General features: G+C 75.9%; 14 protein-coding genes and 2 tRNA genes. 9 read left to right on the plus strand and 7 right to left on the minus strand.

The window, feature by feature from the left end:
- Window positions 1-127 precede the first annotated feature (127 nt).
- The 4 genes from tig to QNH85_RS05850 all read right to left on the minus strand — a co-directional run bounded on the left by tig (window position 128) and on the right by QNH85_RS05850 (window position 3,391).
- Window positions 128-1,537 (minus strand): trigger factor, encoded by a 1,410-nt coding sequence (gene tig / locus QNH85_RS05835; RefSeq protein WP_282945311.1) that lies wholly within the window; start codon window positions 1,535-1,537, stop codon window positions 128-130.
- 307 nt (window positions 1,538-1,844) lie between these two features.
- Window positions 1,845-2,300: a DoxX family protein gene (locus QNH85_RS05840; RefSeq protein WP_282945287.1), complete on the minus strand. Its 456-nt coding sequence runs from the start codon at window positions 2,298-2,300 to the stop codon at window positions 1,845-1,847.
- Between the two features lie 57 nt (window positions 2,301-2,357).
- Complete coding sequence (locus tag QNH85_RS05845; RefSeq protein WP_282945288.1) at window positions 2,358-3,287, minus strand: phosphotransferase family protein; 930 nt, start codon at window positions 3,285-3,287, stop codon at window positions 2,358-2,360.
- A gap of 30 nt (window positions 3,288-3,317) precedes the next feature.
- Window positions 3,318-3,391: transfer RNA gene (locus QNH85_RS05850), tRNA-Pro, on the minus strand.
- Window positions 3,392-3,470: 79 nt separating this feature from the next.
- Here QNH85_RS05850 and QNH85_RS05855 point away from each other — a divergent pair.
- A tRNA-Gly gene (locus QNH85_RS05855) sits at window positions 3,471-3,541 on the plus strand.
- On the opposite strand, the gene QNH85_RS05860 is transcribed toward QNH85_RS05855, so the two are convergent.
- The gene (locus tag QNH85_RS05860) at window positions 3,513-4,778 is read right to left on the minus strand and encodes a BaiN/RdsA family NAD(P)/FAD-dependent oxidoreductase (RefSeq protein ID WP_282945289.1); all 1,266 of its coding nucleotides are present in this window, start codon (window positions 4,776-4,778) and stop codon (window positions 3,513-3,515) included. The two genes, QNH85_RS05855 and QNH85_RS05860, sit on opposite strands and share 29 nt — an antisense overlap.
- A gap of 49 nt (window positions 4,779-4,827) precedes the next feature.
- Here QNH85_RS05860 and QNH85_RS05865 point away from each other — a divergent pair, with 49 nt between their 5' ends.
- The 3 genes from QNH85_RS05865 to QNH85_RS05875 are packed head-to-tail and all read left to right on the plus strand — an operon-like array spanning window position 4,828 to window position 6,902.
- Entirely contained in the window at window positions 4,828-5,544 is a 717-nt protein-coding gene (locus QNH85_RS05865) for an MSMEG_4193 family putative phosphomutase (RefSeq protein ID WP_282945290.1), read from the plus strand.
- A 9-nt stretch (window positions 5,545-5,553) separates the two neighbouring features.
- On the plus strand, window positions 5,554-6,114 hold the full coding sequence (locus tag QNH85_RS05870) for a DUF3090 domain-containing protein (RefSeq protein WP_282945291.1): 561 nt from the start codon (window positions 5,554-5,556) through the stop codon (window positions 6,112-6,114).
- Window positions 6,111-6,902, plus strand: a complete 792-nt coding sequence (locus tag QNH85_RS05875) for an SCO1664 family protein (RefSeq protein ID WP_282945292.1) — start codon at window positions 6,111-6,113, stop codon at window positions 6,900-6,902. The genes QNH85_RS05870 and QNH85_RS05875 overlap by 4 nt, the downstream gene beginning before the upstream one ends.
- 43 nt (window positions 6,903-6,945) lie before the next feature.
- On the opposite strand, the gene QNH85_RS05880 is transcribed toward QNH85_RS05875, so the two are convergent.
- Complete coding sequence (locus QNH85_RS05880) at window positions 6,946-7,917, minus strand: alpha/beta hydrolase (RefSeq protein ID WP_282945293.1); 972 nt, start codon at window positions 7,915-7,917, stop codon at window positions 6,946-6,948.
- Window positions 7,918-8,298: 381 nt separating this feature from the next.
- Between QNH85_RS05880 and cysK the strand changes: the two genes are divergently transcribed.
- Window positions 8,299-9,234, plus strand: a complete 936-nt coding sequence (gene cysK / locus QNH85_RS05885; RefSeq protein WP_282945294.1) for a cysteine synthase A — start codon at window positions 8,299-8,301, stop codon at window positions 9,232-9,234.
- Window positions 9,235-9,239: 5 nt separating this feature from the next.
- A complete protein-coding gene (gene epsC / locus QNH85_RS05890; RefSeq protein WP_282945295.1) occupies window positions 9,240-9,947 on the plus strand; it encodes a serine O-acetyltransferase EpsC in 708 nt (235 codons plus the stop codon).
- A 6-nt stretch (window positions 9,948-9,953) separates the two neighbouring features.
- On the opposite strand, the gene QNH85_RS05895 is transcribed toward epsC, so the two are convergent.
- A complete protein-coding gene (locus tag QNH85_RS05895; protein WP_282945296.1) occupies window positions 9,954-10,397 on the minus strand; it encodes a methylglyoxal synthase in 444 nt (147 codons plus the stop codon).
- A gap of 169 nt (window positions 10,398-10,566) precedes the next feature.
- On the opposite strand from QNH85_RS05895, the gene QNH85_RS05900 reads away from it, so the two are divergent.
- The 3 genes from QNH85_RS05900 (at window position 10,567) to QNH85_RS05910 (ending at window position 13,006) form a co-directional block, all read left to right on the plus strand.
- Window positions 10,567-10,935 carry a GntR family transcriptional regulator gene (locus QNH85_RS05900; protein WP_282945297.1) on the plus strand — a complete coding sequence of 123 codons (369 nt, stop codon included), beginning with the start codon at window positions 10,567-10,569 and terminating at the stop codon, window positions 10,933-10,935.
- Window positions 10,932-11,930 (plus strand): DUF1648 domain-containing protein, encoded by a 999-nt coding sequence (locus QNH85_RS05905; protein WP_282945298.1) that lies wholly within the window; start codon window positions 10,932-10,934, stop codon window positions 11,928-11,930. Before QNH85_RS05900 ends, QNH85_RS05905 begins: the two co-directional genes overlap by 4 nt.
- 86 nt (window positions 11,931-12,016) lie before the next feature.
- The gene (locus QNH85_RS05910; protein WP_282945299.1) at window positions 12,017-13,006 is read left to right on the plus strand and encodes an LLM class F420-dependent oxidoreductase; all 990 of its coding nucleotides are present in this window, start codon (window positions 12,017-12,019) and stop codon (window positions 13,004-13,006) included.
- The last annotated feature ends 70 nt before the right edge of the window (window positions 13,007-13,076 follow it).

A 13,076-nucleotide genomic window follows, 5' to 3' on the forward strand; every position in this document is an offset into this window, starting at 1 on the left:
CCACCTGCGGTTCGTCCCGCCCCGCGCCCGTTTCGCTGTCGGCGCACGGGGGCGGGCGCCGCGCGGCGCCGCCGGGATGCACGGGGGCCCCGCACCGGCGCGCGGTGCGGGGCCCTCGTCGAGCGGGTCAGGCCTTGGCGTCGTCCTCGGTCGCCTCGGGGGCCTCGGCGGCCTCCGTGGGCTCCTCGGCGTCGGCACCGTCGGCCGCGGCCGTCTGCACGGCGTCCTCGAGGGCCGACTGCGCGGCGTCCTCCTCGTCGGTGCCGATGAACTCGGACAGGTCCACCGGGGCACCGGCACCGTCGACGACGGCCACGCGGCGCAGCGCGACGGCCAGCGCCTTCGAGCGCGCGACCTCCGCCACCATGGCCGGGATCTGGCCCTGCTGGTCGATGGTCTGGATGAAGGTGTTCGGGTCCATGCCGTACTGGCGCGACGCGCTCACCAGGTAGTCGACGAGCTCGCCCTGGTTGACCTTGACCTCGAGGTTCTCGGCCAGGGTGTCCAGGAGGATCTGGTTGCGCAGCGCGGTGGTGGCCTGCTCGGCGACCTCGGCGCGGTGCACGTCGTCCTCCAGGCGGCCCTCGGACTCGAGGTGGCGGTGCACCTCGGCCTCGACGGCGCCCTGCGGGACCGGGATCTCGACCTGCTCGAGCAGCTGCTCCAGCAGGACGTCGCGGGCCTGGACGGCCTGGTTCTGCGCCTTGATCTTCGACGCCTGCTCGCGCAGGTCCGCCATCAGCTCGTCGATCGTGTCGAACTCCGAGGCCATCTGGGCGAAGTCGTCGTCGGCCTCGGGCAGCTCGCGCTCCTTGACGGAGCTCGCGGTCACCGTGACCTGCGCGACCTCGCCGGCGTGGTCGCCGCCGACCAGGGTCGTCTCGAAGGTCGTGGTCTCGCCGGCCGACAGGCCGGTCAGCGCCTCGTCCAGGCCCTCGAGCATGTTGCCCGAGCCGATCTGGTAGGAGACGCCGGAGACGGTGTCGACCTCCTCGTCGGCGATCTTCGCGACCAGGTCGATCACGGCGAAGTCCTTCTCGGCCGCCGGGCGGTCGACGCCGACCAGGGTGCCGAAGCGCTCGCGCAGCGCGTCCAGGCGGCCCTGCACGTCCTCGTCCGTGACCTCGGGGCCCTCGACCGTGACGGACAGGCCGTCCAGCGCGGGGACCTCGATCTCGGGGCGGACCTCGACCTCGGCCGTGAAGACCAGGTCGCCGTCCGTGTCGCCCGCCACCAGGCCGGGGACCTTGGTGACGTCGACCTCGGGCTGGCCGAGCGGGCGCAGCTTGTTCTCGCGGACGGCCTCGGCGTAGAAGCCGGACAGGCCCTCGTTGACGGCGTGCTCCATCACCGCGGGGCGGCCGACGCGCTGGTCGATGATCCGCGGCGGGACCTTGCCCTTGCGGAAGCCGGGGATCGTCACCTGCTCCGCGATGTGCGCGTAGGCGTGATCGATGCTCGGCTTGAGCTCGTCGTACGGAACCTCGACGGTCAGCCTGACCTTGGTGGGCTCCAGGGTCTCGACGGCGCTCTTCACTTCAGTGGTCTCCAACTGCTCGGACGGTCTGCGCCGGGGGTCCGGCGTGGGGAGCTCGGGCGCACCGGCGAGGCGGATCCTCGCTCCCCCGTGGGCGGCACGCTTCGGCGCGTGCGGGCATGACTGGACGCGCGCACCGGCCGGACGATCGTACGCCACGGGCGCACGCCGCCGCGAAACCGGACGGCCGGCGCGGGTCGCCCACCCCGGCCGAGGTCGTCAGTCGTGCACGAGGTCGTCAGGTCTGCGGGACGACCTCGTGACGGTGTGACGACCTCGGCGGACGGCGGCGCCGGGCGCGCTCCCGTCAGCGGCGGCGGCGCCAGGCGCACCACGCGCCGGTCGACCACAGCGACCACGCCACGAGGAGCGCCTGGAACGGCAGCCGGGCCAGCCGCTTGGCGTCCGAGTCCAGCCCGAAGGCGTCGGTGCGCGTGACGTACTGCGAGACGTTGCCGGGGAAGATCGCGACGAAGAACGCCGCGGCGAGCCAGCCGACCGCCGTCCGGTACCGCCGCGGGGCGGCCGCGAGGGCCGTGCCCAGCGCGATCTCGACGACGCCCGAGCCGAGCACCACCGCGTCCTCGTCCACCGGCACCCACCCCGGCACCTGCGCCTGGAACTCCTCGCGCGCGAAGGTCAGGTGGCTGGTGCCCGCGAACACCAGCACGGCGCCGAGTGCGATCCGGCCGGCCGTCCGCTGGGGGCTGCGTACCGGCCGCCCCTCGGGCCCCTCGGGGGTGCCGGGCTCTGCGCGTGCCATGGCGGGCTCCTCAGGTAGACGATCTCGTCTACCCATCACACCACACCGGCGCGCCGCTCACACCCGCGCGCGCACCAGCCCGTCGAGCCGCTCGACCGACTCGCCCCAGCCCGACGGCCGGTCGTGCGCCACCCAGGACCTCTCGGCGACGAGGTGCAGCACCTCGTGCACGCCCAGGCGCGCCTGCTCGTCCGGCCCCAGGGCCCCGTACCCCGCGACGAGCACCTCCGCGTCCCCCGGGACGTGCTGGCGCACGTGCGACAGCGTCAGCGCGAGGTCCGCCATCGGGTCGTCCCACCCCGCCCGCTCCAGGTCGACGACGCCGGACAGCCGCGCGGCGTCGTCGTCGGACACGAGCACGTTCCCGTCGACCAGGTCGCCGTGGCACAGCACCGGCGCCTCGCACGCCCGGAACGCGTGGCGGTGGTCGTGCACCAGCACCCGGACCCGGTCCCCGAGGTCCGCCGCGCCACCGACCCGGCGGTGCTCGGCCAGCAGCTCGCCGGTGCGGGCCTGCACCCGGTCCCAGGCGGTCGGCCACCCCGGGCCCTCGCCGGTCAGGTCCCCGAACCAGGGACCCGGGACGCCGTGCACCCGCCGCAGCGCCCGCCCGACCTCGGCGGTGAGGTCGGAGGTCGTCGTCGCGTCCAGCCGGGCCCGGCGATCGGCCCACCGGACGCCGTCGAGTCGGGTCATGAGCAGGTACCCGCCGCCGCCCGGTGCGCTGCCGTGCGCGACGACCGCCGGGACGGGGACCTCGGGGACGCCGGCGAGCAGCCCCAGCGCCGCGACCTCTGCCGGCAGCCGGTCCGCGACGGCCGGCGGGAGCAGCTTGAGCACGTAGCGGTCGCCGGCCGGGCCGGACGCACCGACCACGTGGCCGACCGCGCCCTGCACGGACGGCGCCCAGGTGTCGGGGGCCAGGCCGGGCACCAGGTCGGCGAGCAGACGGAGGACGGGGCGGAGCTCGGCGGCGTCGACGGGCATGCGCGCGGTCCTCGGACGGGAGAAGCGGAGTCGGGATGGACGGATTCGAACCGACGACCTTCCGCTCCCAAAGCGGACGCGCTACCAACCTGCGCCACATCCCGTTGCGGGGGCGAGTCTAGTGCGCGGGGTCCGGTGCAGGACCCGGTACCCTGGTCCGGCGGCTCGTCCTGGCGGGCCTGCGCGGATGTAGCTCAATGGTAGAGCCCCAGTCTTCCAAACTGGCTACGCGGGTTCGATTCCCGTCATCCGCTCCCCCGCTCGGCCGAGCCACGCGAGCATCCCGTGCGCCGCGGCGACACCCGTGCTGAAGGACGCCTGCAGCAGGTACCCGCCGGTCGGCGCCTCCCAGTCGAGCATCTCCCCCGCGACGAACGTTCCGGGCAGCGCCCGCAGCATCAGCGCGTCGTCGACCTCGGACCAGCGGATGCCGCCCGCGCTGGAGATCGCCTTGTCGATGGGCATCGTCGCGGTGACCACCACGGGCACCGCCTTCACCAGCGCCGCCACGGCGGCGGGGTCGTCGGGCACCGCGTTGCCGGTCGCCTCGCGCAGCAGGGCGATCGCGACTCGGTCCAGGCCGATCGACCGCTGCAGCCAGCTCGACCGGGAGTCCCGGGGCCGGCGACGCGCCAGCCGCTCGGCCAGCCGGGCGGCGCTCAGGTCGGGGCGCAGGTCCACCTCCAGGACGCACCGGCCGTCGGCGTCGAGCGCGGCGCGGACCGCGGCACCGCTCGCGTAGACCGGGCCGCCCTCGATGCCGGTCCGGGTCACCATCGCGTCCCCGCGGACCGGCGCCGCGCCCTGCCCGCGGACGGTCAGGGCGACGCTCTTGAGCGGCACGCCCTGGAACCGGTCGGCGAACCCGGGGGTCCAGCCGACGCGCATCCCGACGTTGGCGGCCCGCAGCGGCGCGACCGCCACCCCGCGGCCGGCGAACGCGTCGATCCAGCTGCCGTCGGCACCGAGCCGCGGCCACGACGCGCCGCCGAGCGCGAACAGCACGGCGTCGTGCCGCGCCTCCCGCTCGGTGCCGTCGGTGGGGCCACCGACGGCCGTCAGCCGCAGGCCCGCGCCGTCGGCGGTCCAGCCGGTCCAGCGCTGCCGCTTCTCGAGGCGCACCCCGAGCTCGTCGAGCCGGGTCAGCCAGGCGCGGACCAGCGGCGTCGCCCGGAACGACTGCGGGAAGACGCGTCCGCTCGACCCGACGAACGTCGGCTCCCCCAGGTCCGCGCACCACGCGCGCAGGTCCGCGGGGGTGAACGCGTCGATCATCGGGGCCAGGCGGTCGGCCGAGGCGCCGTAGCGGGCGAGCATCCGCTCCCGGTCCTCGGAGTGCGTGATGTTGAGGCCGCCGTGCCCGGCGAGCAGCAGCTTGCGGCTGACCGACGGCATCCGGTCGTAGACCGTGACGGCCACGCCCGACCGGGCCAGCACCTCCGCGGCGACCAGCCCCGCAGGACCGCCGCCGACCACTCCCGCCGTCCGCACCGGCCGACGGTAGCCCACGCGGCCCCCTCGCCGTGCCTAGGCTGCGCGCATGGCCACCGTCCTCCTCGTCCGCCACGGCCGCACCACCGCGAACGCCGACGGCGTCCTGGCGGGGCGCACCCCCGGGGTCCTGCTCGACGCGACCGGGCGCGATCAGGCGGCGCGGACCGCCCAGCGGCTCGCCGTCGTCCCGCTGGTCGCCGTGGTCAGCAGCCCGCTCGAGCGCTGCCGCGAGACCGCGCAGGCGATCGTCGAGCGGCAGGACGCCGCCCCGCGGACCCCGGTGGACGACCGGCTCACCGAGTGCGACTACGGCGCGTGGCAGGGCCGGACGCTGCGTGACCTGGCCGCCGAGCCGCTGTGGGCGACGGTGCAGACGCAGCCGAGCGCGGCGGTCTTCCCGGGCGGCGAGTCGCTCGCCGCGATGCAGGCCCGCGCCGTGGCGGCCGTCCGGGAGCTCGACGCCGCGGTCGAGGCCGAGCACGGGCCGGGGGCGGTGTGGGCCGCGGTCACCCACGGGGACATCGTCAAGGCCGTGCTCGCGGACGCCCTCGGGATGCACCTGGACCTGTTCCAGCGACTCAGCGCGGGCCCGGCCTCGGTGTCGGTCGTGCGGTACGGGCCCGCCCGGCCGGACGTCGTCGCCACGAACACGGACGCCGGGGACCTGTCGTGGCTGCGCGCCGCGGCCCCCGCGGGGGACGCGCCCGTCGGCGGCGGGGCCGGGCACGAGGGGTCTCGCGCCGCTGTCGGCGACCGCTCCTAGCATGGGGGCATGGCGACTCTCCTCCACGAGCACGACTGGCCCGACCGCGTCGTCATCGGCACCGTCGGGCGCCCCGGCGCCCGCACCTTCTACCTGCAGGCCCGCACGGGGCGCCGGCTGACCTCCATCGCGATGGAGAAGGAGTGGGCCGCGTCCCTCGCGGAGAAGATCGACGAGGTGCTCGACGACCTGATGTCGGAGGACGGGAACCGGTTCAGCGTGCCCGCCACCGCGCTCCCCGAGCTGGTCGACGACGGCCCGGTCGAGCAGCCCGTCGAGGAGGACTTCCGGCTCGGGCAGATGCGCCTGCACTTCGACCGGTCCACCGCGCAGGTCGTCGTGGAGGCGTACCCCCTCCTGGTGGTCGAGTCCGAGGAGGAGGCCGCCCGGCTCGTGGAGGAGGACCCGGAGCCCGAGGAGGCCCTGGTGCTGCGCATGCCGGTCGGGACCGCGCGGGCGTTCGCCGAGCGCGCGCGCCGGGTGGTCCGGGCGGGCCGGCCGACGTGCCCGCGCTGCGGCGAGCCGATGGACCCGGACGGCCACGACTGCGCGGCGCCCGAGACCTGGTGACCACCCCGGACCCGGCGGGGGACCCCGACGGCGACGCCCTCGACGGCCCGCTCGAGGTCGTCGGCCGCATCACCGTCGCGTCCAACGCGACGTTCCTCGCCCGGATCGGCGACGTCCAGGTCGTCTACAAGCCCGTCGGGGGCGAGAAGCCGCTGTGGGACTTCCCGGACGGCACGCTCGCGCACCGCGAGGCGGCGGCGTACCTGGTGTCGGAGGCCGGCGACTGGGGCGTGGTCCCGCACACCTGGCTCCGGGACGGCCCGCTCGGCCCGGGCATGGTGCAGCTCTGGCAGGAGCCGGACCCGGACCAGGACCCCGTCGACGTCGTGCCCACCGCGGACGTGCCGGCGGAGGGCTGGCGCGCCGTGCTCGAGGGCGGTGACGAGGACGGCGACCCCGTGACGCTCGTGCACGAGGACTCCGCGGCGCTGCGCCGGATGGCCCTGTTCGACGTGGTCGTCAACAACGCCGACCGCAAGGGCGGCCACGTGCTGCCGCTGCCGGACGGGCGGCGCCTCGGCGTGGACCACGGGGTGACGTTCCACGTCGAGCCGAGGCTCCGCACCGTGCTGTGGGGCTGGGTCGGCGAGGAGCTGCACGACGACGAGCGCGCCGTGGTCGCGCGGGTGCGCGGCGCGCTCGACGCGGGCCTCGGGGAGCGGCTGCGGCCCCTGCTGGCGGAGCCGGAGCTCGCGGCCCTGCGCGCCCGGTGCGAGCGGCTCCTCACCGAGGCGCGGTTCCCCGGCCCCGAGGGCGAGATGCCGGCCGTGCCCTGGCCGCTGTTCTGACGGGCACCCCCGGACGACCCGCGCCGGTCACCCGGCGCCCGCGTCAGGCGCCCGTCCGGGACAGGGTGACGTCCAGCCACCCGACGACCTCGTCCAGGTACCGGGTCCGCGCCGGCAGCGGGGACAGCGCCAGGTCGTGCGCTCCCCCGCCGATCTCCTCGTACGTCACGTCGGGACCCAGCCGGGGCGCGAGGCGCCGCATGTCGGCGACCTCCAGCACGGAGTCGGTGGTGAGCAGGCCGTCGTGCCAGCGGTCGTCGGGGCCGCTCGCGTCGGACGCCAGCACGAGCACCGGCACGTCGATGTCCAGGCCCCGCGCGACCTCGGTGTGGCCGCGGCGCACGGCCCGCACGAAGCCGGCGCGCACGGGGAAGCCCTCGTGCGGCTTCCAGGCGAGGTCGTAGGTCCACTCGCCGCCGCCGTCGGCGTGCAGGGCGCGGCCGTAGTGCTCCCCGATGCGGGAGACGATCACCCCCGGCGCCACCCGGCCGACCACGTGGTGCAGCAGGGGGGCGAGGACCCGGCGCTCCGGCCACGACCCCCGCACGGCGAGCCACGGGCTGTTGAGCACCACCGCGTCCACGCGACCGCGGCCCCGCCGATGGTGCGCCCAGAGCGCCGCGACCAGCCCGCCGGTCGAGTGGCCGAGCAGGACGACGCGGTCGTGCTCGGCGCGGACCAGGCGGACGGCCGCGTCGATCTCCTCCGCGTAGACCGCGAGCTCGCGCGTGTCGTTGGGCTCCCGCCCGGGGCGGATCGAGCGGCCGTAGTCGCGGAGGTCGAGGGCGTACAGGTCGTAGCCGCGCTCGGCGAGGGCGTCCCCGACGTGGGTCTGGAAGAAGTAGTCGACGAACCCGTGCACGTAGAGCACGGCGGGACGGGTGCGGTCCGCGCCGGCGTCCCGCCGGTGGACGAGCGTGGCGACGGGGTCGCCCTGGGCGTCCGGCACGAGGTGCAGGGTGCGCTGCACCCAGTCGCCGCCGAGCACGTCGGGAACCGCGTCGTCCACCCTCATGACCGGCATCGTCCCACCGCCGGGCATCTTTGTGGGGCTCGGAGCGTTGGGGCTACTGTCAGGCCTGTCGGCCCTGACGCCGACCTGACGGGGAAGGGAGCCGGGCATGCGCGTCATCGCGCCGAGCACCGCGGGCTCCTCGCCGCGCCCGCGGAGCACCGCTCGCGCCGCCGCACCCGTCGCGCTCGTGCCCGCGAGCACCTGTCGCTGTCGCTAGAGCGGTGGCCGCTCCGCCGCGCGCCGGCGGAGGCCCGACCCGGGGCACCCGCTGCCGGGCCATCGCTCGCCCTCGACCCGCGGCCGGACCCCTCCGCGCCGCGCGGCACCACTGACCCCCTGCACCACCCTCTTGTCGGAACCACAGGACGGACGGACCCGGACATGGCACGCATCTACGACGACGCGACGCAGCTCATCGGCAACACCCCGCTGGTGCGGATCAACAAGCTGACCGAGGGCGTCGACGCGACGGTCGTCGGCAAGCTCGAGTTCTACAACCCCGCCAGCTCGGTGAAGGACCGCATCGGCGTCGCCATCGTGGACGCCGCCGAGGCGTCCGGCGAGCTGCAGCCCGGCGGGACGATCGTCGAGGCCACCAGCGGCAACACCGGCATCGCGCTGGCGTTCGTCGGCGCGGCCCGCGGCTACGACGTCGTGCTGACCATGCCGGAGTCGATGTCCAAGGAGCGCCGCGCGCTGCTGCGGGCCTACGGCGCCGAGCTGATCCTCACGCCGGCGTCCGAGGGCATGAAGGGCGCGGTGAACCGGGCGAACGAGATCGTCGCGGAGCGTCCCGGCGCCGTCCTGGCCCGGCAGTTCGCGAACGAGGCCAACCCCGCGATCCACCGCCGCACCACCGCCGAGGAGATCTGGGCGGACACCGACGGCGCCGTCGACATCCTGGTCGCGGGCATCGGCACCGGCGGAACGATCACGGGCGTCGGTCAGGTGCTCAAGGAGCGCAAGCCCGGCGTGCAGATCGTGGGCGTCGAGCCGGCCGAGTCGCCGATCCTCAACGGGGGCCAGCCCGGGCCGCACAAGATCCAGGGCATCGGCGCCAACTTCGTGCCGGAGATCCTCGACACGAGCGTCTACGACGAGATCATCGACGTCGACGCCGACACCGCCGTGGCCGTCGCGCGCCGCGCCGCGAAGGAGGAGGGCCTGCTCGTCGGGATCTCCTCGGGTGCCGCGCTGCACGCCGCGATCGAGCTCGGCAAGCGCCCCGAGAACGCCGGGAAGCTGATCGTCGTGATCATCCCGTCCTTCGGCGAGCGCTACCTGTCCTCCATCCTGTACGCCGACCTCCTGGACTGATCGCGATGACCTCGACCACCCGACTGCCGCGCCCGGGCGGCGCGCCCCGCCCCGAGGGGCAGGGCGTGCCGACCGCCGCGCGCGCGGCGTCCGACCCGCGCACCGCTGCGGGCGACCTGGGCGCGCACTGGCGGCGCGCCCGGCGGTTCGCCCGCACCCTGCGCGAGGACCTGGACGCCGCGCAGCGCCGGGACCCGGCCGCGCGGTCGAGGCTCGAGGTCGCGCTCGCCTACCCCGGCCTGCACGCCGTGTGGGTGCACCGGGTGGCGCACCGCATGTGGCGGGAGCCGGGCCTGCGCCTGCCGGCCCGGCTCCTGTCGCAGGTGTCCCGCGCGGTCACCGGGGTGGAGATCCACCCCGGCGCGACCGTCGGGCGCCGGCTGTTCATCGACCACGGCATGGGCGTGGTGGTCGGCGAGACCGCGGTCATCGGCGACGACGTCGTGCTGTTCCACGGCGCGACCCTCGGCGGCAAGACGATGACGCGGGGCAAGCGGCACCCCACCGTCGGCGACGGCGTGGTGGTCGGCGCGGGCGCGAAGGTGCTCGGGCCGGTGTGGATCGGCGACGGCGCGCAGATCGGCGCGAACGCCGTCGTGCTCACGGACGTGCCCGCGGGTGCGGTCGCCGTCGGCGTCCCCGCGACGATCCGCCAGAAGCCCGCCGCCGCTCCCCCGGAGCCCGAGGTCGACGACCCCGCCATCTACATCTGACGCCGGTCAGGCGACGGGGCCGCCCTCCCACGGGCGCGCCGTGATCTCCGGCCGGCCGGTCCACGCCTCGCTGAGCATCGGCGAGGAGATCAGCATGTCCGCGGTCGCGACGTTCGCCGCCATCGGGACGTTCCACACGGCGGCGATCCGCAGCAGCGCCTTGACGTCCGGGTCGTGCGGCTGGGGCTCCAGCGGGTCCCAGAAGAAGATCAGCATGTCGATGACGCCCTCGGCGATCTTCGCGCCGATCTGCTGGTCGCCGCCGACCGGGCCGGACAGCAGCCGCGTGACGGGCAGGCCGAGCTCGTACTGCAGCATCGTGCCGGTGGTGCCGGTCGCGTAGAGGTGGTGCCGGGAGAGGGTGCCCCGGTTGAACTCCGCCCAGCGCAGCAGCTCGACCTTCTTGTTGTCGTGGGCCACGAGGGCGATGTGGTGGGCTGCGCCGGGCATGTCGGGGTCCTTCCGTGGTGGTGCGGGCGCGGGAGGGTGCGCCGTGGGCACACCTTAGGGCGCGCGCGTTGCCGGTCGGTGAACCACCGACGCGCCGCCCCGGGCGCCGTCGGCGCCCGTCCGTGCGCGCAACTTGTTCTAGTTGTCATCAAACAACTAGGCTGGCCGCATGCTGCTGCGCATCGACCCCACCTCGGCGGAGCCGCTGTTCGCCCAGCTGTCCGCGCAGGTCCGCGGAGCGGTGCTGAGCGGCGACCTCGCACCCGGGTCGCGGCTGCCCGCGGCCCGCACGCTCGCGGCGTCGCTCGACATCAACCTGCACACCGTCCTGCGCGCGTACCAGGACCTGCGGGACGAGGGGCTGCTCGAGCTGCGCCGGGGCCGGGGCGCCGTCGTGGCGGAGCGCGGCACCACCGACCTGGCACCGGTGCACGACGCGGTGGCCACCCTGGTCGCCGCCGCGCGCACCGCCGGGCTCGCCCCGGACACGACCCTCGGCCTCGTGAAGGCCGCGCTCACCTCGCAGGAGGAACGATGACCACGCTCACCACCCCGACGCACGGCGTACCGCACCGGACCGCCAGCACCGTCCTGGGCCTCGTCCCCGCCGCCGTGGCGCTGGCCGCGACCGTCGCCCTGGCCGCGGCGTGGCGCGACGACCTGCCCGATCCCGTCGCGACGCACTTCGGCCCCGACGGAGCCGACGGGTACACCGCGCTCGCACCGTTCGTCGGGCTGGCGGTCGCCCTGTTCGGCGTCCTCGCGGCCGGCGCCTGGCTCCTCGCCGTGCACAGCGGCCGCGACGCGATGACCCGGCGGATCGCCACGGGGCTCGCCTCCGGCATCGGGGTCTTCGGCGCGGCCCTCACCACCGGCACGCTCGCCGTGCAGCGGGGCCTCGACGACGCGGCGGCGGCCCCCGACATCGACTCCGTGATCCTGGTCGCGCTCCTGTGCGGGCTGACCGTCGGGGCCCTGTGCGCGTGGGCCACCCCCGGCGACCCGCACCAGCCGGTGACCGACACCGGCCCGCTCGACGGGCCGCGGATCGCCCTCGGGGAGCACGAGCGCGCGGCGTGGACCGGGCGCGTGGTGAGCCGGGTCGCCCTGGCGCTCGGGGGCGGGGCGGCCGTCGTGGTCACCGGGGTCGTCGTCGTCTGGCACATTCCCGCGCTGATCGTGCTCGTCGCGGTGCTCGTCGCCCTCGTGCTCACCAGCGCCGTCATCGTGGTCGCCGTGGACGCCCGCGGGCTCACCGCCCGCTCCGCGCTGGGCTGGCCCCGGTTCCACGTGCCCCTGGACGAGGTCGTCTCCGTGCGGGTGCGCCAGGTCCGGCCGCTGCGCGAGTTCGGCGGCTGGGGCTTCCGCACCACGCTGGGCGGCACCGTCGGCTACGTGGTCCGCACGGGCGAGGCGATCGAGGTCGCGCGGAGCAACGGCCGCTCGTTCGTCGTCACCGTCGACGACGCCGCCACGGGTGCGGCGCTGCTCACCACGCTCGCCGACCGGGCACGGCGCCGGCCCGGGAGCTGACGGGACCCGCTCGCGCCGGACCTCCCGCGCAGGGCAGCATGGCCCGCGTGCGCGCTCACCGGCGAGCGCGCGGTGAAGGAGGCACGATGCGGCTCGGCTACCACACCGGCTACTGGTCGGCGGGTCCCCCACCCGGCGCCGCGGAGGCGGTGCAGACCGCGGACCGGCTCGGGCTCGACTCGGTGTGGACCGCGGAGGCGTACGGGTCCGACGCCTTCACGCCGCTCGCGTGGTGGGGCGCGACGACGTCGCGGGTCCGGCTCGGGACCGCGGTCGCGCAGATCGCCGCGCGCACGCCGACCGCCACCGCGATGGCCGCGCTGACCCTCGACCACCTGTCCGGCGGGCGGTTCACGCTCGGGCTGGGGGTGTCCGGACCGCAGGTCGTCGAGGGCTGGTACGGCCTGCCCTATCCCCGACCCCTGGCCCGGACCCGCGAGTTCGTCGCGATCGTCCGGGACGTCCTGCGCCGCGAGGCGCCGGTGCGGGCCGACGGGGCGTTCTACCGGCTGCCGCTGCCCGCGCAGGAGGGCTCGGGGCTCGGCAAGGCGCTGCGGTCCACCGTGCACCCGCTGCGGGCGGACCTGCCGATCCACCTGGCCGCCGAGGGACCGAAGAACATCGCCCTGGCCGCCGAGATCGCCGACGGGTGGCTCCCGCTGTTCTGCACCCCCCGGCTCGACGACGAGTTCCGGGGGCTGCTCGCGGAGGGGTTCGCGCGCCGGGCCGCGGGGACGCGCCCCGTGGAGGAGTTCGAGGTGACCGCGACCGTGCCCGTCGTGCTCGGCCCGGACGTGGAGCGCGCCGCCGACGCGGTGCGGCCGTTCGTCGCGCTGTACGCGGGCGGGATGGGGGCGAAGGGCGCGAACTTCCACGCGAACGCCTTGGTCCGGCTCGGGTACGCCGACGCGTGCGCGGAGATCCAGGCGCACTACGCCGCCGGGGACCGGGCACGCGCCGCCGCGGCCGTCCCGACGGAGCTGGTGCGGGACGTCGCGCTGGTCGGCACCCCGGACGACGTGCGGGCGCAGGCGGCGGCATGGCGGGACACGGGCGTCACGACGCCGCTGGTCTAGGCCCCGCCGGGGCAGCGGCCCCAGATCGCGGCGCTCCTGGGCGGCGCGGTCTGGGCCAGCAGCGGGGTGA

The organism is Cellulomonas endometrii, assembly GCF_949769265.1.
In the GTDB taxonomy this organism is placed as follows: Bacteria; Actinomycetota; Actinomycetes; order Actinomycetales; family Cellulomonadaceae; genus Cellulomonas; species Cellulomonas endometrii.

What these genes read in the sequence shown, in the direction of transcription:
- cysK (WP_282945294.1), top strand. Translation starts at nt 8,299, where the DNA reads ATGGCACGCATCTACGACGACGCGACGCAGCTCATCGGCAACACCCCG.
- QNH85_RS05845 (WP_282945288.1), bottom strand. Translation starts at nt 3,287, where the DNA reads ATGCCCGTCGACGCCGCCGAGCTCCGCCCCGTCCTCCGTCTGCTCGCC.
- QNH85_RS05880 (WP_282945293.1), bottom strand. Translation starts at nt 7,917, where the DNA reads ATGAGGGTGGACGACGCGGTTCCCGACGTGCTCGGCGGCGACTGGGTG.
- epsC (WP_282945295.1), top strand. Translation starts at nt 9,240, where the DNA reads ATGACCTCGACCACCCGACTGCCGCGCCCGGGCGGCGCGCCCCGCCCC.
- QNH85_RS05870 (WP_282945291.1), top strand. Translation starts at nt 5,554, where the DNA reads ATGGCGACTCTCCTCCACGAGCACGACTGGCCCGACCGCGTCGTCATC.
- QNH85_RS05900 (WP_282945297.1), top strand. Translation starts at nt 10,567, where the DNA reads ATGCTGCTGCGCATCGACCCCACCTCGGCGGAGCCGCTGTTCGCCCAG.
- QNH85_RS05840 (WP_282945287.1), bottom strand. Translation starts at nt 2,300, where the DNA reads ATGGCACGCGCAGAGCCCGGCACCCCCGAGGGGCCCGAGGGGCGGCCG.
- QNH85_RS05895 (WP_282945296.1), bottom strand. Translation starts at nt 10,397, where the DNA reads ATGCCCGGCGCAGCCCACCACATCGCCCTCGTGGCCCACGACAACAAG.
- QNH85_RS05905 (WP_282945298.1), top strand. Translation starts at nt 10,932, where the DNA reads ATGACCACGCTCACCACCCCGACGCACGGCGTACCGCACCGGACCGCC.
- QNH85_RS05910 (WP_282945299.1), top strand. Translation starts at nt 12,017, where the DNA reads ATGCGGCTCGGCTACCACACCGGCTACTGGTCGGCGGGTCCCCCACCC.
- QNH85_RS05865 (WP_282945290.1), top strand. Translation starts at nt 4,828, where the DNA reads ATGGCCACCGTCCTCCTCGTCCGCCACGGCCGCACCACCGCGAACGCC.